This is a genomic window from Streptomyces sp. NPDC046887 (assembly GCF_040644755.1).
Taxonomy (GTDB): domain Bacteria; phylum Actinomycetota; class Actinomycetes; order Streptomycetales; family Streptomycetaceae; genus Streptomyces; species Streptomyces lichenis.
In genome coordinates this window covers 1-18,191 of record NZ_JBEYXH010000020.1, presented here as the reverse complement: position 1 = coordinate 18,191, position 18,191 = coordinate 1, and the positions used below count along the sequence as shown (strand labels likewise).

General features: G+C 75.0%; 11 protein-coding genes. 4 read left to right on the top strand and 7 right to left on the bottom strand.

From position 1 onward, the window contains the following. Window position 1 precedes the first annotated feature (1 nt). From ABZ945_RS19370 to ABZ945_RS19355, 4 genes are all read right to left on the bottom strand, one after another. A complete protein-coding gene (locus tag ABZ945_RS19370; RefSeq protein ID WP_361270790.1) occupies window positions 2-1,339 on the bottom strand; it encodes a PrsW family intramembrane metalloprotease in 1,338 nt (445 codons plus the stop codon). Between the two features lie 76 nt (window positions 1,340-1,415). Next, on the bottom strand, window positions 1,416-2,189 hold the full coding sequence (gene trmB / locus ABZ945_RS19365) for a tRNA (guanosine(46)-N7)-methyltransferase TrmB (protein WP_361270787.1): 774 nt from the start codon (window positions 2,187-2,189) through the stop codon (window positions 1,416-1,418). A 486-nt stretch (window positions 2,190-2,675) separates the two neighbouring features. Next, the gene (gene lhgO / locus ABZ945_RS19360) at window positions 2,676-3,968 is read right to left on the bottom strand and encodes an L-2-hydroxyglutarate oxidase (protein ID WP_361270784.1); all 1,293 of its coding nucleotides are present in this window, start codon (window positions 3,966-3,968) and stop codon (window positions 2,676-2,678) included. Window positions 3,969-4,129: 161 nt separating this feature from the next. Continuing rightward, a complete protein-coding gene (locus ABZ945_RS19355) occupies window positions 4,130-5,608 on the bottom strand; it encodes an MFS transporter (protein ID WP_361270781.1) in 1,479 nt (492 codons plus the stop codon). 1,055 nt (window positions 5,609-6,663) lie between these two features. Here ABZ945_RS19355 and ABZ945_RS19350 point away from each other — a divergent pair. Continuing rightward, entirely contained in the window at window positions 6,664-8,775 is a 2,112-nt protein-coding gene (locus ABZ945_RS19350) for an asparagine synthase-related protein (RefSeq protein WP_361270779.1), read from the top strand. A gap of 36 nt (window positions 8,776-8,811) precedes the next feature. Here the strand turns inward: ABZ945_RS19350 and ABZ945_RS19345 are convergent, their stop codons facing one another. After that, a complete protein-coding gene (locus ABZ945_RS19345; RefSeq protein ID WP_361271001.1) occupies window positions 8,812-10,653 on the bottom strand; it encodes a sigma-70 family RNA polymerase sigma factor in 1,842 nt (613 codons plus the stop codon). A gap of 359 nt (window positions 10,654-11,012) precedes the next feature. Next, the gene (locus ABZ945_RS19340) at window positions 11,013-11,873 is read right to left on the bottom strand and encodes a helix-turn-helix domain-containing protein (RefSeq protein WP_361270777.1); all 861 of its coding nucleotides are present in this window, start codon (window positions 11,871-11,873) and stop codon (window positions 11,013-11,015) included. A 329-nt stretch (window positions 11,874-12,202) separates the two neighbouring features. On the opposite strand from ABZ945_RS19340, the gene ABZ945_RS19335 reads away from it, so the two are divergent. Both ABZ945_RS19335 and ABZ945_RS19330 read left to right on the top strand, forming a co-directional pair. Beyond that, window positions 12,203-13,651, top strand: a complete 1,449-nt coding sequence (locus ABZ945_RS19335) for an NAD(P)/FAD-dependent oxidoreductase (RefSeq protein ID WP_361270774.1) — start codon at window positions 12,203-12,205, stop codon at window positions 13,649-13,651. A gap of 163 nt (window positions 13,652-13,814) precedes the next feature. Next, on the top strand, window positions 13,815-15,677 hold the full coding sequence (locus tag ABZ945_RS19330; protein WP_361270771.1) for a SpoIIE family protein phosphatase: 1,863 nt from the start codon (window positions 13,815-13,817) through the stop codon (window positions 15,675-15,677). 4 nt (window positions 15,678-15,681) lie between these two features. On the opposite strand, the gene ABZ945_RS19325 is transcribed toward ABZ945_RS19330, so the two are convergent. Continuing rightward, the gene (locus ABZ945_RS19325) at window positions 15,682-17,013 is read right to left on the bottom strand and encodes an MFS transporter (protein WP_361270999.1); all 1,332 of its coding nucleotides are present in this window, start codon (window positions 17,011-17,013) and stop codon (window positions 15,682-15,684) included. Between the two features lie 178 nt (window positions 17,014-17,191). Between ABZ945_RS19325 and ABZ945_RS19320 the strand changes: the two genes are divergently transcribed. After that, window positions 17,192-17,731, top strand: coding sequence for a MarR family transcriptional regulator (locus ABZ945_RS19320; RefSeq protein WP_361270768.1), 540 nt, complete (start codon window positions 17,192-17,194; stop codon window positions 17,729-17,731). The last annotated feature ends 460 nt before the right edge of the window (window positions 17,732-18,191 follow it).

The following is an 18,191-nucleotide window of genomic DNA, read 5'->3' as shown; positions in this document are numbered from 1 at the left end:
GTCAGTAGCGGTACGGGTTGTAGCCGCCCCCGTAGTTGAGGTGCGGGGGCGGTGTCCACACCCGGCCGGTGGCCTGGGCGGCGTAGGTGAGGGCGGGCCCGGCCACCTCCTTGCGCTGCCAGAGGTGGTGCAGCAGCTCCTGCTCCCGGGCGGCGAAGTCCCCGTCCGCGTTGCCCCGGCGGGCGCGGTGGCGCAGGAAGGCCAGCGAGGTGGCGAACGCCTCGTACTCCCCGACCGCCGCCGCGGCGGCCGGGCCGAAGCAGCGGGCGGCGTACGCCCGGGCCAGCTCCCGGGCGCGCATCGAGGAGAGCGCCCGGGGGACGGCCGGGGCGAGCCAGCCGGCCGCCGCGTACACCGGGAGCTCGCCGGATATCGTCCGCAGCTCGCTCTGGCGCGACCAGATCGCCAGCCAGGTCAGCAGCCCGAACACCGGGACCATGATCATCCCGTAGACGGCGAGGAAGCCCCAGGGGCCGATCGACGCCGAGCCGTTCCACAGGGCGTGCATGCCCATCGCCAGGACCAGCCCGGTGAGCGGCAGCAGCACCCGGCGGATCCGGTGGCGGCGGGCGGCGGCCGCCGCGAGGCCGAAGCCTATGCCGGTGAACACGGTGAACAGCGGGTGGGCGAACGGGGACATCACGATCCGCACGAAGAAGGTCCCGGCCGTGACGGACGCGAACCCGGCGGTGCCGATCTCCTGGTCCTCGCCGAAGGCGTTGCCCAGGTAGAGGATGTTCTCGGTGAAGGCGAAGCCGGTCGCGGAGAAGCCGGCGACCACCACCCCGTCCACGATGCCGGTGAAGTCCCGGCGGCGGAAGAAGAAGACCAGCAGCACGGCGACCGCTTTGGCGCTCTCCTCCACGATGGGCGCCACCACGGTCGCGCCGATGGTGTCCGCGGAGCCGGGGTCGGCGGTGGCGGTGGCTATCCAGCGGGTGGCGAAGGTGTTGGCCACGATGGCGACCAGGGTCGCCGCGCAGGCGCCCCAGGCGAACGCGAAGAGCAGGTTCCGCCAGGGGCAGGGCTCGACCCGGTCCAGCCAGCGGAAGGCGGCCAGCAGCAGCGGCACCGGCAGCAGGGCCAGGCCGAGGCCGACCAGGAAGCCCTGGGTGCCGGTCTGCTCGCGGACCAGCGCGAGGATCACCAGCCCGCACAGGGCGAGGACCAGGGCCAGCGCGACCGCCCGCACCAGCTTGCTGCGCCACAGGGCCCGGCGCGGCTTGTACCGCCAGCGGGCGCGCTCCGGCACCGCGGCGAACGCCGGCTCCGGTTCGTATGCCGGGACCGGCGGCTGCGGCGGGGGGTGCGGGCTGGGGTGCACGGACGAGTGGGACACGCGATCGACCCTAGCGACCGCCACTGACACCCTGCGACGAGTGTGCTACCGGCATAACCGGAATCACGGCCTCCGCCTAGGCCGACGGGACCCGGGTGAACAGCAGGTCGTGCACCAGATGGCCCTTGTCCAGCCCCTGCCCCTCGAAGCGGGTGAGCGGCCGGAACGCGGGACGGGGCGCGTAGCCGCCGTCCGGCTGGGTGTTGGCGAAGTCGGGGTGCGCGGTCAGCACCTCCAGCATCTGCTCGGCGTACGGCTCCCAGTCCGTGGCGCAGTGCAGCACGGCCCCCGGCCGCATCCGGGTCGCGGCCAGCGACAGGAACTCGGGCTGGATCAGCCGCCGCTTGTGGTGCCGCTTCTTGGGCCAGGGGTCGGGGAAGTACACCCGCACGCCGTCGAGGGCGTCCTCGGGGAGCATCTCGCGCAGCAGGATGATGGCGTCGCCGTTGGCCACCCGGATGTTGGTCAGCCCGGCGCGGTCGGCCAACCCGAGCAGGTTGCCCTGGCCGGGGGTGTGGACGTCCACGGCCAGGATGCCGGTGGACGGGTCGTCCGCGGCCATCCGGGCGGTCGCCTCACCCATGCCGAAGCCGATCTCCAGGACGACCGGGAGCCCGTCGAACAGGGCGCCCGGGTCGAGCCGGCGCTGCCCGTCGATGTCCAGGCCCCAGGTGGTCCACAGCCTCGTCAGGGCGTCCGCCTGCCCTGGGGTGACGCGGCTGCGGCGCGGCTGGAAGCTGCGGATGCGCCGCTCGAAGTGGGACCCGGCGGGATCGGGCGCGGGGCCCTCCGGGAAGCGGGGCTCCCCCTTGGAGCGGCGGTGCACGGCGGTATCAGGGAACTCAGACACAATGCCCCGATTCTACGGCCCCGCCGCCGGAGGCGGATGGGGCCGGGGACGGTCGTCGGCCTGGGACGGATGGGGCCGGGGACGGTCGTGGGCCGGAGGCGGATGGGGCCGGGGACGGTCGTCGGTCTGGGACGGACGGGCCGGGGACGGACCGCCTGGCCGTGGCCAGGACCGGGGTCCGGCAGCGCCGAGTACGAGCCCAGTCCCGCTGGGACGGGCGCGTAGCCCGCGGAGACGGGCGGGAGCGGGCGGGGCCGAGGCCCGGCGGGGTCGCAGCAGCGCCGAGGGGCCCCGTCACCGTCGGAGCGGTCCGGCGGCGGGCGCAGTCGGGCGCCGCCGATGGTGGCCCCGGTCACCGCCGAGCGGGGCCGCCAGCAGGGCGCCCGCCGAGTAGGAGCAGACCGAGCCGGCCGAGCCCAGCCGTAAGGTCACCGCCGGACGGGGCCGTCACCAGGCCGCCCGCCGACGCCCCCGGTGGTGGCCTCGTCAACGCCGGGCGGAGGGGGACTCTCCGTCCGCTGGAACCTCCGCCGGGGCCGCCGGGCGGCCCAGATGGAGCAGGGCGCGGCGGGCCACCTCGCGGCCGATGGGCAGGGCGGCGGTGGCCGCGGGGGAGGGGGCGTTGAGCACATGGACCGTGCGGTGCGCCTCGCGCAGCAGGAAGTCGTCGGCCAGCGTGCCGTCCCGCAGCATCGCCTGCGCCCGCACCCCCGCCGGGGCGGGACGCAGATCGGCCTCCGCCACCTCGGGCAGCAGCCGGCGCACCGCCTCGGTGAAGGCGCGCTTGGACAGCGAGCGGCGCAGCTCCCCCGCCCCGTACCGCCAGTGGCGGCGGGCTATCCGCCAGGAGCCCGGCCAGGCCAGCGTGGCGGCCAGCTCCCGGGGGCGCACCACCGACCAGTTGTACCCCTCGCGGCCGAGCGCGGGCACCGCGTTGGGCCCGACGTGCACCCCGCCGTCGACGCCCCGGGTCAGATGCACCCCGAGGAACGGGAACGCGGGGTCGGGCACCGGATAGACCAGCCCGCGGACCAGCCCGGGCCGCGCCAGCTCGTAGTACTCGCCCCGGAACGGCACGATCCGCATCCCCGGGTCGTCCCCGGCCAGCCGGGCCACCCGGTCGCAGTGCAGCCCCGCGCAGTTCACCAGGACCCGGCCGCGCACCACCGCCCCGGCCGTGGTGCGCACGGCCACCCCCCAGGGCCGCCGGTCCACCGCGGCCACCTCGGCCCCGTACCGCACCTCGGCGCCGCACGCGCCGGCCGACTCCGCCAGCTGCGCCGCCACCGCCCCGTAGTCGCAGATCCCGGTCGAGCCCACATGGATCCCGGCCAGCCCGCGCACCCGCGGCTCGTACTCGGCGATCTGCGCCGGGCCCAGCTCCCGCACCGGGATGCCGTTCTCCCGGCCGCGCTGCACCAGGGCGTGCAGCCGGGGCAACTCGGCGCGCGCGGTGGCGACGATCAGCTTGCCCGTCACCTCGTGCGGCAGCCCGTACTCCGCGCAGAACTTCACCATCTCCGCCGCGCCCCGCACCGCGTACCGCGCCTTGAGGGAGCCGGGGCGGTAGTAGATCCCGCTGTGGATCACCCCGCTGTTCCGCCCGGTCTGGTGGCGGGCCGGGCCGTCCTCCTTCTCCAGGACCACCACCCGGGTGCCCGGGGCGGCCCGAGTGAGGGCATAGGCGGTCGACAGCCCGACGATCCCGCCACCGATCACGAGCACGTCGCAGTCGAAACCCCGACCGCCCTGGCTGCCGTACGCGGACACCTGTGCCACCTCCCACCCCAGATAGTGCACTGGCCCACTGACAACCGCCCTAAACCGCTTCCACCCCGCGACCTCGCCGCGCCCTCGCGCCGCCCGGCCGGGCAAGCCCTCACCGACGCCCTCACCGCCCACCTCGCCGCGCCCTCGCCCCCACCCCGGGGGCGGACGGTTCAGGCCGTCGTCATCAGCAGCGGCCGGGCCCGCTCGCGCAGCTCGGCCACCCGGGGCTCGTCCCCGTACGGCTCCAGCCGGTGCAGCAGGTCCCGTACGTACTCGGTGGTCCGCGCCGAGGAGATCCGGTTGGCCACCTCCACGGCCCGCACCCCCGCCGCGCAGGCCGCGTCCAGGTTGCCCGACTCCAGCTCGGCGACCGCGCTCACCACCAGCCGCAGCCCGTGCGAGCGCACGAACTCCTCGGTCGGCCGGGACAGCGCCTGCTCGGTGAAGCGCCGCACCTGCCGGGGCAGCTTCAGGTCCCGGTAGCACTCGGCCGCGTCCGCCGCGAACCGGTCGTAGGAGTAGAACCCCAGCCAGGACGGGTCGGCGTCGCCCTCCCGGGAGCGCTCCAGCCAGCCCTCCGCCGCCCGCAGCGCCGCGCCCGCCGCCGCCGAGTCACTCGCCTTGGCGTGCGCCCGAGCCTCCACCAGCCGGAAGAACGACAGCGTCCGGGCCGTGGCCAGGCCCCGGTTCCGCTCCACCGCCGCCTGGGCCAGGTCCACGCCCTCGTCGGCGAAGCCCCGGTAGGTGGCCTGGAGCGACATCGAGGCGAGGACGTACCCGCCGAGCGGCACATCCGCGGCGGCCCGGGCCAGCCGCAGCGCCTGGATGTAGTAGCGCTGGGCGGCCTCCTGCTGCCCGGTGTCGAACGCCATCCAGCCCGCCAGCCGGGTCAGCTCGGCGGTCGCCCCGAACAGCGCGCGGCCGACCTCGTCGGAGTACGAGCCGAGCAGCAGCGGGGCCGCGTCCACCCGCAGGCACTCCGGCACCATCGAGGAGCGCCAGTCGCCGCCCCCGTACTTGGAGTCCCAGCGGCGGGCGTCCTCGGCGGCCTCCCGCAGCTTCGCCACATCGCTGTGCCCCACCCGGGTGAAGCCGTTCTCCTCCAGCGCGCAGGGCTCCCCGGCCCGCTCGGCCTCCGCGTCCGGTCCGCTCTCCGCGGCGGCCGGTGGAACCGGGCGTTCCACCGAGGAGTCGGCCGGCGTTATCAGCCAGCGGGAGACCGGGGTGGCGTACGCGCTGACCGCGAACGACCCGGCCAGCGACTGCCAGATGCCCCCCGCGCCGCCGCGCCGCCCGGCCAGGTCCAGCCGGTAGAGGTCGGTCGCCGACTTCACCGCCTCGCCGATGTCCCGGGGGAAGGCGAGCCCCACCTCGGGCGCCGGGTCGGCGTCGGCCAGCCCGATCTCGTGCAGCGGGACCGGCCGCCCCAGCTTCTGCCCGATGGCGGCGGCGATCAGATGGGGCGCGGCGCCCTGCGGGACCATGCCCTTGGAGACCCACCGGGCCACCGACGTCTTGTCGTACCGGAGGGTCAGCCCGCGCTGCGCGCCCAGGTCGTTGACCCGCCGGGCGAGTCCGGCGTTGCTGATTCCCGCGAGGGCGAGAACGGTGCCGAGCTTCTCGTTCGGCCCGCGTTGGTCCCTGGACATGCGACGCCACCCCTCGACCACATGCGGCCGCCGCGACGCCAGGCATAGGCGCGCGGCATTCGTAAACCCAGCGTAGTTCGCCGCATGCCGACCGTTAAGGGTTGGTGTTCCGTATGGCGAGATTGTTGTGCGTACGGGTGGATGGCTCCGGGCGCGTCCCGGGGCGGCCGCGCTCCGGGACCGTGGCGATGGGTGCGGGGCCGCCGGCCCGGCCCGGGTGTACGGACCACCGGTACGGCTCACGGGTACGGCGGCGGGGCGCCCGCGACGTGGACGCGCCCCGGCCGAAGCCGCCGCCCGGCGCCGCCCGGCGCCGGCCGGGGGCTGGTCGGAGCGCCGGTGGGCGTGCTCCCGGTGTGTGGCCGTGCGCCCGCCCGTGCGCTCTGCCGGGTGGGTCGGCCGGGCGGCTTCCATGGGTCTCGCGTGGGTCGGCCCGCCGTACTGGAAACGGCGGGCTGGGGGATACCGCCGCCTCAATTCCCCGCGGGCGGCGGAGCGGTCCGGGGGGCGGACACCACGCCTCCCGGGCTGGTCCCGGGCCGGCTCCGCGCCCTGGGCCGGCCCTGGTCCGGTGCCGGGAGCCCGACCCGTCCACCACCCGTATCCACCACCCCGCCGACGCGGAATCGAGGTGCCGACCAGGCCGGAGACCAGCAGAGCGGCAGATCAGCGACCGCGCCGCGCCCGGTGGCCGGCGCGCCGCGTCCGTGTGCGGCGCCGGTGCCGCGTCCGGCCCCCGGCCGCCCGGCCGCATCCGCGGACGGGACGCGCGCGCGGGAGTCGTACCGGAGGCGCTCCCTACGGCACCCGCGTACGTAATTGGCCGAAACCGATCGGTCCTGCCCTGCCGCGGTGTGCCCCGGAACGCCCGGTTCCGTCGCTGCTCACTCCTCCCACGGGCCGTCACCCGGCCCATGCCAGGGGCGTGTTCCCGTTTGGCGGGGCGCGCCCCGCACCCACCCCTGCGCGGCCTTGTCGTGGCAGCATGTCTCCAGCACTCCCGGCATATGAGCCGGGTTGTCCACAGCCTGTGGAGGCGGGGTCGGAGGCGGCTGATGCGGTGGCTGGTCGGATGGAGCAGTATCGCCGCGCGGTTCGGCACGGCCGGAGCGGTGGGCTCCCCTTCCACCGGCAGCCCGCTCGACGAGGAGCACCGCACCGTGCAGCCGGTCGGCGCCCAACTCCTCTGGGGCGACCCCGATCCGCTCTGGGCGGTCGGCGACTGGCGCCCCGACGAGGTGCGGGTGGTCAGCACCGACCCCTTCACCCGCCTCGCGGTGCTCGGCTGCTGCGCCGCCTCCGACGAGGAGCTGCGGGTCGGGCTGTTCGCCGCGCGCGGCGGCGCCATGCGCCACCTCACCGCCTGGGCCGGCAGCTACACCGCGGTCGCCCAGGTGGGCCGCCGCATCATCGTCGCCGGCGACCTGGCCGGCGCCCGCCCCGTCTTCCACACACCATGGGCCAACGGCACCGCCTACGCCACCGCCGCCCTGCCGCTCGCCGACCTCATCGAGGCCCAGCTCGACATCGGGCACCTGGCCGCCCAACTCGCCTGCCCCGAGCCGCCCGAGGGGCTGCGCGAATCCACCCCGTACATCGGCGTCAAGCGGGTGCCGCCCGGGCACGCGCTGGTGCTGCGGGAGGGCTCCCGCGAGATCCTGGGCTACGAGCAGGTCTCCTCGCTCGCGGTCGCCGTCCCCGAGGCCGACCCGGAGCGGGCGGTGGACGCCGTCCGGGAGGCGCTGGTCAACTCCGTACGGGCCCGGCTCACCGCCCCCCGGCACGCCCCCGAGATGCCTCCGCCGGACCCCGGCCCGGTGCCCGGCATGGGCCCCGCCGACCGCCGGGCCGCCCGCGGGGCGCCCGCCCCCGGCATCGGGGCCGACCTCTCCGGGGGCAGCGCCTCCGGCACCCTCGCCCTGCTCGCGGCCGGGCTGCCCGGGGTGCCCGGCACCATCGCCGGCGCCGGGACCGGGGCGGGCGAACGGCTGCTCGCCGTCACCTTCAACGACCTGGCCACCGGCGGCCGGGAGGCCGAGCTCGAACGGGCCCGGGCGCTGGCCGACAACCCCCGGCTGCACCATGTGGTGGTCGCCGCGGCCGAGGAGGCGCTGCCCTACGCCGGGCTCGACGGCCCGCTCACCGACGAGCCGGGCCCCTCCCTGGTCACCGCCGAACGGCACCGCCGCCGGCTGGCCGCGGGCAGCGCCGACCACTTCACCGGCCAGGGCGCCCGCCAGGTGCTGGACGCCCATCCGGCCCGCCTTGCCGACCTGCTGATGGACCGCCGGCGCCGCCATCTGATCCGCCCGGTCACCGCGCTGGCCAAGGCGAGCGGGCCGAACGCGGGCGCGCTGCTGGTGCCGCTCACCGTCTACCGGGCGGCCCGCCGGCTGGCCCGCACCCCCTACCGGGCCGGGCTGGAGTCGGCCGCCGCCCGGCTGCTGGAGGCGGGCCGCGACCCGGGCGCGGTCGGCGGGCCGCTGGACGCCTCGCTGGCGGCGCTCGCCTGGGCGAGACCCGGCCCGGCCGCCCGCTGGCTGACCGGTGAGGCACTCGCTGAAGTATCGGTTCGTCTCCAGCAGGCGGCGACCCGGCCCACCTCCGTACAGCGCCCCGGCGAGGCCCGCGCCCGGGCCGCCCTCGCCCGTTACGCGGCCGACCACCGGGTCCTCGAACAGGCCGCCGAGATCCGCAGCCAGCGGCTGCACGCCCCGTTCCTGGACAACCAGGTCGTCCGCGCCTGCCGCGAACTGCCCGAGTCGCTACGGGTCCAGCCCGGCGCCCGCGCCGCGATCCTGCGCTCGGTCCTCGCCGGGGCCGGCATCCACGACCTGCCACCCGGCTGGGGCGCCACCAGCCACACCGCCACCGCCTCGGCCGGCCGCGCCGGTCTGCGGGCCGCGCTGCCGCAGCTGATGGCCCTCTTCGACGCCCCGCTGCTCGCCGACGCCGGGCTGATCGAGGCCCGGGTGGTCCGCAAGGCCCTGCGGGCCGCCACCGACGGCGAACCGGTGCCGCTGGACGGCCTCGCCGACCTGGTCTCCACCGAGCTGTGGCTGCACCGGCTGCTGGCCCGCCGCGGCACCTGCTGGACCGGCTCGGCCGCCCCCCGCCGCCGCGCGGTCGCCGCGGGCGTCCCCTCCCGCCCCTCCCTCCGCTCCTGACCCTTCTCTCTACGGGGTTCAGGAGCTCTACGGGGTTCAGGAGCAGGTCAGCCGGGCTTGGGCCCAGTCGGCCGGGGCGACCGTGCCGAGCGGACGCCCGAGGTCCGGTTCGGTGACCAGCCGGACCGTCCGCCGTCCGCCGATCGCCGCCCGCACCGGCACGGCCGGGTCCCCGCCGCGCAGCACCGGGGAACTCCACAGCCGCTCCCCGTCCCCGTAGAGCGAGAACCGCACCGCGCCCAGCCCGAGCGCCAGGTCGTCCACCCCCACCAGCGCGTCGAAGGAGACGCAGCTCCGGTTGAGGTCGATGGTGACCGAGGAGCGGGCGTGCACGGTGATCCCGTACGCGTACGGGGTGGAGCCGATCGACAACCCCCAGCGCCGCCACACCCAGTTGCCCGGGTCGAACCGCAGCTCGGGCCCGCTGCCGTCCCCGGTCAGGCTGTCCGCCAGCCGGTCCACCCGCAGCACCGCCGGTGCGATCGGCTTCGGCTTGGGGGGTACGGACGGAGGCGGTACGGAACGGGTGGGCGAGGGCGACGGTACGACCGGGGGGCGCCGGGTCGGCGAGGGCGACGGCTTGGCGGGCTCCGGGGCGCTCGGCCGGGGCGCGGCCCGGGACGGGGTCGACGACGGTGCGGGTGACGCGGGGGCCGGGCGCCGGATCGACGGCTCGGCCGGGCGTACGGGGGGCGGGGCGGGTTCGCTCGGCGGCGGCTCGCTCGGCTCCGGCGGGGGCGGCACCGGCACGACCGGCTCGACGGCCGGCGGCTTGGCGTCCGCCGGGGGCGCGGGCGCGGGCTCGGACCCCCCGGACAACGCCCAGACGGCCCCGGCCACCGCGGCCACCGCCGCCGCGATCGCCAGCCCCGCCTTCATGGGCGCGGCCAGCCCCTCACCCACCGCCCCGGCACCCCCGGCCGTGCCGGCTCCCGCTCCGGCGCCTCCCGCTCCGGCGCCCGAGACGGCCGCGGCTCCCGCACCCGCGGCCCCGGCCGCCCCGGCGCCTCCGGCGACGGCGCCCAGCGCCTTGACCGAGAAGCCCGCGGCGAACCAGCCGATCACCGCCACCGGCACCACCGCCGGAATACCCGAGTTGACCTGCTCCAGCTCGCCGACCGCCAGCCGGCAGGCCGCGCACTCGGCGAGATGGGCGCGCAGCCCCCGCTCGGCCCGCGACCGCAGACCGCCCCGGGCGTACGCCCCCAGCCGGTCGGCGTACCGCGCGCAGTCGCCGCCCTCGGTCAGGGCGCTGCTCACATGGGCCTGGAGGTACGCCTGCTTCAGCCCCTCCCGGGCCCGGCTGGCCAGCACCGCGGTGGCGTTGGCGGTCAGCCCGAACAGCGGGGCCACCTCGCTCGGTGACTCCTCCTCCACCGCGGTGTGCCAGAGCACCGCCTGCCAGCGCTCCGGCAGCGAGCGGAACGCCCGTACCGCCAGGGACCGCTCGGCCTCCCGCATGGCCCGCACATCCGCGCCCGGCTCCACTACGGCGGTCCCGGGCACCGGGGCGCTGGTGGCGGCCTGCGCGGCGAACACCGCGAAGTCCTCGACCAGTTGCTCCCGCCGCGAGGTCCGCGCCCAGTCGGCGGCCACCCGGCGCACGGTCGTCAGCAGATAGGCCCGCACGGCATGGTGCGGACCGGCCCCGCCGCGCACCGCGTGCAGGGTGCGGGTGAAGACCTCGGCCGTCAGGTCGTCCGCGGTGTCCGCGTCCCGGCAGCAGGTGCCCGCGTACCGCCGTACCGCCGCCGCGTGGCGCCGGAACAGCTCCTCGTACGCGGTGCCGTCGCCCTCCCGCATCCGGCGGACCAGCTCCACGTCCGCCGGCGGCAGCTCCCGGGGCGGCGGCAGCACCGAACCACCCTGCTCCGGCACCCGGGGTCCGTGCTCGTCGTCCCGGGGGCCGCCATCGGGCCCCCGCCCCTCACCGCTCACGCCGAAGGCTCCCGTACCGCTGTCGAGATGGGAACATCCGGCAAGCGTTCCACGCCGCCCCGCCTCCGTCCGGCGGACCGACGCCCCATCACTCTTCCGAGTGCACCTCTCGCACTCCCGCCCGACGGCAGGTCAGGCGCTGTCGCGGGCGGGGAGTCGGGAGATGGCGCGGGCGGTGCGGCAGGGGCGGCTCAGGCGGTGGCGCCACCGCCGGAAGCCGGTGAGGCGGTGAGCACCGTACGAGAGGTGGCGCGGGCGGCGATCCCCCGAGGGGAGCACCGCCCCACCCACCCCCGGCCTCAGCGTGAGCGCAGCCCCTCCAGCAGGATGTCCAGCAGCCGGGCCGAGGCGGCGCTCTCCTGGGCGGCGTCCGGCAGCGAGGGCGCACCCGTGGCGATGACCAGCAGGACGTCCGACACCGTCACATCGCCGCGCAGCTCACCGGCGTCCCTGGCCCGGTCCACCAGCTGGCCCACGACCTCCAGCAGCTCCGCCACGCCGGGGCCGTCCACCGGTTCGGCGATCGGCTCGGACACCGGTATCGCGTGGGTCTCCGCGCCCGGCAGACCCTCCGCCAGACCCGCGGCACCCCGCTGCTGCGGCACCCGCACCGGCTCACCCTCGACCGGCCCGGTCGCCCCGGCCACCGCGGCCCGCTCGTCCGCGTCGATCCGCAGCGCCTGCGGAGGCAGCAGCCGACCCGCGCCCGAGGCGACCGAGGTGCGCAGGAACCGCGCCAGCGCCGACCACGGCTGCTCCTCCTGGCCCAGCGCGGCGCGGGCCTGCGCGGTGAGCCGGGCGGTCTCCTCCTCGGCTATCCGGCGCACCAGCACGTCCTTGCTGGGAAAGCGCCGGTACACCGTGCCGACGCCCACCCGGGCCCGGCGCGCCACATCCTCCATCGGCGCCCCGTAGCCCAGCTCGCCGAAGACCTCGCGGGCGGCCCGCAGCACATGCTCCAGATTCCGCTGGGCGTCCACCCGCAGCGGTGCCGCGCGCCCGACGGAGCCGGCCGGCCCCGACCCGGGAGCCGTGAGCCCCGCCGCCGCGATCCCCGCCGCGGACGGGCCGTCCACCGGCCCCGGCCCGCCCAGCGCGCCGGTCCGGGCGGTCAGACCCGCCGCCGCGTAGGCCGCGGACGGCGTGGCGGCGGTCGTCATCCCATAAGCCTGCGTATCCATATGTGTTCCCCCGGTAGTCATACGTCTCCCCCCGGAGACGCCCCCTGTCCGACAGCCGGGAACCCTTGTCCGACACGCTCAGGTCATGCGTGGTCACCCGGCTCCCCGACGGAATACGAACATAGTTGAGTCGGAGTCAATTCAGAAGGGGCCGTTCCTACCGGTGCGCCCCCCGATCGGCGCAACGGGCGGTACCCGCCGGTTTGAACCCCTGCGCACCACCCACCACGCCCCCTCTGACCTGCGACTCGACATCCCGCCCCACCAACCGGCTCGATCACCCGCGCCGGCGTGCTCCGGTCATACGAATGGTCGAGCCTGTGGACAAACGCGCAACCGCGTTGCCTCATGGGAGGGTGACCGAACCTGTGCGCATTCTCGTTGTCGGCGGTGGGTACGTCGGGATGTACACCGCCCTGCACCTCCAGCGGCTGCTCAAGAACGAGCTCAGAACCGGCGCCGCCGAGATCACGGTGGTCACACCCGACCCTTATATGACCTATCAGCCCTTCCTCCCCGAGGCGGCCGCCGGCAATATCTCGCCACGCCATGTGGTGGTGCCGCTGCGCCGGGTCCTGGACCGCTGCCGGATCGTCATCGGCGAGGTCCGCTCCCTGGACCACGCCAAACGGAGCGCGACCCTCACCACCCTCGCCACCGGCGAGGAGGGCACCGGCCCCCAGTACCTCGACTACGACGAGCTGGTCATCGCGCCCGGCTCGATCTCCCGCACCCTCCCCGTGCCCGGGCTCGCCGACTACGGCATCGGCTTCAAGACCGTCGAGGAGGCCATCGGGCTGCGCAACCACGTCATCGAGCAGATGGACATCGCCTCCTCCACCCGCGACCCGGCCATCCGCGACGCCGCCCTCACCTTCGTCTTCGTCGGCGGCGGTTACGCCGGGGTGGAGGCGCTCGCCGAGCTGGAGGACATGGCCCGCTACACCTCGCGCTACTACCACAACATCAAGCCCGAGGACCTGAAGTGGGTGCTGGTGGAGGCCACCGGCCGCATCCTCCCCGAGGTCGGCGAGGACATGGGCGTCTACGCCGTACGGGAGCTGCGCGCCCGGAACATCGACGTCCGCCTGGACACCCGGCTGGAGTCCTGCGAGGACCGGGTCGCCGTACTGAGCGACGGCAGCCGCTTCCCCACCCGCACCGTGGTGTGGACCGCCGGCGTCAAGCCCGCCCCCGTGCTGGCCGCCACCGACCTGCCCCGCAACGAACGCGGCCGCCTGAAGTGCACCCCGTACCTCACCATCGAGGGCCTGGAGCACGCCTGGGCCGCCGGCGACGCCGCCGCCGTACCGGACAGGACGGCCAAGGAACCGGGCAAGGAGTGCGCCCCCAACGCCCAGCACGCGGTGCGCCAGACCAAGGTGCTCGCCGAGAACCTCACCGCCTCGCTGCGCGGGCAGCCGCTCAAGGAGTACGCCCACAAGTACGCGGGCTCCGTCGCCTCGCTCGGCCTGCACAAGGGCGTCGCCCATGTCTACGGGCGCAAGCTCAAGGGGTATCCGGCCTGGTTCATGCACCGGGCGTACCACCTCAGCCGGGTCCCCACCTTCAACCGCAAGGCCCGGGTGCTGGCCGAGTGGACGCTCTCCGGGCTGTTCAAGCGGGAGATCGTCTCGCTGGGCTCCCTGGAGCACCCGCGCGCCGAGTTCGAACTCGCCGCCGGACCGAAGCCGCCCGAACCCAAGGACGAGGCCTACCGCGGCGGAACCGCCGACGGCGCTCCGAAGTCCGACTGAGACAGCGGGGGGACGGGCTCCGACCCGTCCCCACCGGTCAACGCAGTTCAACGCTGCGAACCCTGTCAGTGCGCTCGGTCACACTGGACGTGTGACCATAGGTGGGCTCACACCTGCACAGAGTGACTCGACACGGCACCGACACCACGAGGCATACAGATCCGTGAACTTCACGCGTTGGAGCGCCCGGCTCCCCGGTACGCAGCGCCGCGCCGCGGCACGCGCCACCGACCCCGGGACCCCGTCGGCGTCACGCGGGGACGGGGTCCCCGCCGCCCGGGGCGAAGCCGGCGGCGGGCAGGGTGAGACCGCCCGCCAGACCCCGGACCACCAGGAGTCCGGCCACCCCGTGTCCGGCCACCCCGCGTCCGGACGCTCCGCTTCCGGACCGTCGGCGGCGGACCGCCGGGAGGCCGCCACTCCGGCGGACGGCGCCCGCCCGGCCCCCGCCCCGGACCTGGAGCGGCCCACCGACGACGCCCCCGCGCTGGAGGACTTCTCGGTACGCGAGATCCTCGGCCGCCTCCCCGGTCTGGTCGCCCTCACCTACGGCACCCAGCACCGCGTGGCGTACGTCAACGACGCCTACGCCGCCGCCTTCGGGCCGCGCCGGGCCGGCACCGCCGTCGCCGCCGGCTGCCCCGAGCTCGCCGAGCTCGGCCTGCTGCCGCTGATGGACCAGGTACTGCGCAGCGGAAAGCCCCGCACCGTCAAGTCCCGCCGCACCCAGGCCGGCGGCTCCTACACCGTCACCTGCCTCCCCGTGGAGACCCGCGCCGGCACCGGCCCCGACGGCAGCACTCTGGGGAGCGGCGACGCGGCCGGCACCGGAGTGCTGGTGCACGCCACCGATGTCACCGACCACGCCGAGGCCGTCGAGCGGCTGCGCGCCAGCGAGCGCCGGCACCGTGAGACCGCCGTCACCCTCCAGCGCTCCCTGCTGCCCCAGGAACTGGAGCAGCCCGACGACCTGCGGGTCGCCGCCACCTACCAGCCCGGCGTCACCGACGCGGCCGTCGGCGGCGACTGGTACGACGTCATCACCCTCGGCGCCGGCCGCACCGCCCTGGTCATCGGCGATGTGATGGGTCGCGGAGTGCGCGCCGCCGCCGTCATGGGCCAGCTCCGCACCGCCGTACGGGCCTACGCCCGCCTTGACCTCCCGCCGCACGAGGTGCTCCAGCTCCTCGACGGGCTCGCCGCCGAGATCGACGCCAGCCAGATCGCCACCTGCGTCTACGCGGTCCACGACCCCAACGAGGGCCGGCTGATCTACGCCTCCGCCGGGCACCTCCCGATCCTGGTACGGGACGAGGACGGCACCGTCCGCCGCGCCTCCGACCCGACCGGCCCGCCCCTGGGCACCGGCGGCTGGCTGCACTCCTCCGGCTCCATCGCCCTGCCGCCCGGATCCACCGCCGTCCTCTACACCGACGGACTCGTCGAACGCCGCCGCGAGGACATCGACGAGGGGGTCTCCGCCCTGGAGCGCGCCCTCACCGGCGCCACCGGCAGCCCTCAGGTGGTGTGTGACCGGCTGCTGCGCTCCCTGGGCGTCACCGCCGAACACGACGACGACGTCGCCGTGCTGGTCCTCCAGCACCCCGCCCGCGAGGGGGCCGACGCCGAGCTCTTCCACAACGCCGCACTGGACCTGCTCGGCGGCGTCGAGGCAGCGCCCCGGGCCCGCGCCTTCGCCTCCGGGGTGCTGTCCAGCTGGCGGTTCCCCGTCGAGCTGCGCGACCTGGGCGTGCTGGCCACCAGCGAACTGGTCGCCAACTCCCTTCAGCACGGCACCCCGCCCATGCGGCTGCGGCTGCGCCGCACCGACAAGCGCCTGATCATCGAGGTCACCGACGGCGACGACCATCTGCCGCGCCGCCGCCGTGCCGAAACGGAGGACGAAGCGGGTCGCGGCATCTCGATCATCGCCACGATCGCCTCGTCCTGGGGCAGCCGCCGCACTCCCGGCGGCGGCAAGGCCGTCTGGTGCGAGTTCGCCCTGCCCGACCGCCCGGTCGGCTGACGCCTCAGACCCGCGCCTCGGCCACCCGCTCACTCGCCCGAGCCGGCTCGCTCTCCCGCGCCGACTCGTCCCCCGGGGTGTGCCGGGCCACCACCCGGGACTTCACCAGCGCCAGATGCGGGTGGTTCTGCGCCAGGGTGAGCTTCCCGCCCAGCCGCAGCGACAGCACCGTGATGCCCAGCGAGAAGAGCACGAACGTCAGGATGTACGGGCCGTGCAGCGCCGCGCCCATCGGCCCGCCGACCGCCGGGCCGACCGCCAGCGCCAACTGCTTGACCAGCGCGAAGGCCGAGTTGTACTGCCCGACCATCGACTCCGGGGCCAGATCGGCCACCAGCGGCGCCACGGTCGGCGACAGCATCGCCTCGCCCAGCCCGAACAGCGCGTAGGTGCCGACGAAGGCCGCCGTCGCCATCGCCTGGCTGACCTGCCCCAGCCCCGCGACCCCGGCGAACAGCCACGCCACGGTCCAGATCAGGCCCACCAGCGCGATCACCCGGGTCCGACGGCTCCGCTCCACGAACCGCAGGACGACGAACTGCGCCACCACGATCACGGCCGTGTTCGCGGCCAGCGCCACACCCAGGGTCGACGGGGCGAGCCCCGCCGCCTCGGTGCCGTACGCGGCCAGACCCGACTCGAACTGCCCGTAGCAGGCGAAGAAGAGCACAAAGCCCAGCACACAGAGCTGCACCATCGCGCGGTGGGACAGCAGCGCCCGCATCCCGCCGCGCGCCTTGGCCTCCGCGTTCTCCGGCCGGGCGTCGGCTATGGAGGGGGTGCGCGGCATCCGCACCGTGGCGGCTATCCCGGCCAGCACCAGGAACATCACGGCCTCGATGGAGAACAGCAGCAGGAAGCTGCCGGGCCGGTCCTCGTCCACCAGCTGCCCGCCGATCAGACCGCCGATACCGAGGCCCAGGTTCTGCAGGAAGAACTGCGTCGCGAACGCCCGGGTCCGGGTCGCGGTGGTCGAGCACCACACGATCATGGTCGCCAGCGCCGGCTGCATCACCGCCGTACCGGAGCCCAGCAGCACCGCGGAGAGCACCACCGCGGGCACGGTCGCGGACAACCCCAGCCCCAGGGCGCCCGCCGCCGCCAGCAGAGCCGCGACCACCAGCACCGGCACCGGCCCGCGCCGGTCGATGGCCCGCCCGGTGAAGGGCAGCACCACCAGCGCGGCCATCGCGAAGACCGCCAGCACGGCCCCTGCCGTCCCGGCACCCAGCTCCCGCACCTGGGCCACGTACACATACAGATAGGGAACGGTGAACCCGAGCCCGAACGCGCTCAGCACGTTCCCCGCCTGGATCCGGCGCATCGCCGCGCCCATCGCCTTGAACACACTCACCTGTTTCTACGTCTGTCCTACGTCTGTCAGCCGTCTGTCAGCGTCCACACGCTTCGAAGCTTGAGGACTCGACCCTCAAGACTTCAACACTAAAGTTCGATGCTTAACTGTACACACCGAAGGACTTCGACGCCAATCCCTTCCGTGCGATACTCCCGGCATGTCCGACACGCAGGAACCGAGCCTCGACGAGCAGATCGCCGCCTATCAGCGCGAGTTCCGCGACCTCGACCCGCAGGTGGAGCAGGTGGTCTCCGCCCTCGGCCGGCTGAACCGGCGGATGAACGTGGCCTACGGCCGCCAGGTCGCCGAGCTGGGCATCAGCAACAGCGAGTGGGAGGTCCTCAAGCACCTCGTGCTCGCCGGCGCCCCCTACCGCCTCGGTCCGGGCGAGCTGGCCAAGCGGCTCGGTCTGACCCCGGCCGCGATGACCCACCGGATCGACCGGATGGCCGCCGACGGTCTGGTTACCCGCGACCGCGACGAGAGCAACCGGGTGCGGGTCATCGTCGAGATCACCGACGAGGGGCGTACGAAGTGGATGGAGGCCATGCGGATGGCCACCTCCTTCGAGGAGGAGCTCCTCCAGGACCTCAGCCCCGCCGAGCGGGGTCTCCTCGGTGAGCTGCTGATCCGCGTCCTGCGCCGGGTGGAGCACGCCCAGCCGGACGCCGGCGGCCGGCTCAAGGGCCTCGACTGACCGCCTCGGGCCGTCCCGCCAGCGGGACTTGACACCCCCACCACCGATCCGTAAAGTTCTTCGGGTTGCCACGCGGACATCAGCTCGCACCGGCAGCCATCCCGCCGCAGTAGCGGCACACCAACTCAGCACGATCTCCCGTAAGTGGACCGAATTTCGGCATGCCGGAATTCGGTTCGAAAGCTCGATTATGAGCGGCCCGGGAAATCAGCTAGAGTCGGAAACGCCGGAAGGGCCGCAGGGCCCGGATGGCAATCCCACTCCGACTGGGAATCAGGCCCGAAAGGATCTGATAGAGTCGGAACCGCCGGAAAGGGAAAAGCGTGAAAGCGCCGGAACGGACCGGAAAGCCCGCTCCAGCGGGTGGCAGAAACGGAAAACGGATCTGCTAAGCTGGAGACAAGAAAGACCGAAGGGAAGCGCCCGGAGGAAAGCCCGAGAGGGTGAGTACAAAGGAAGC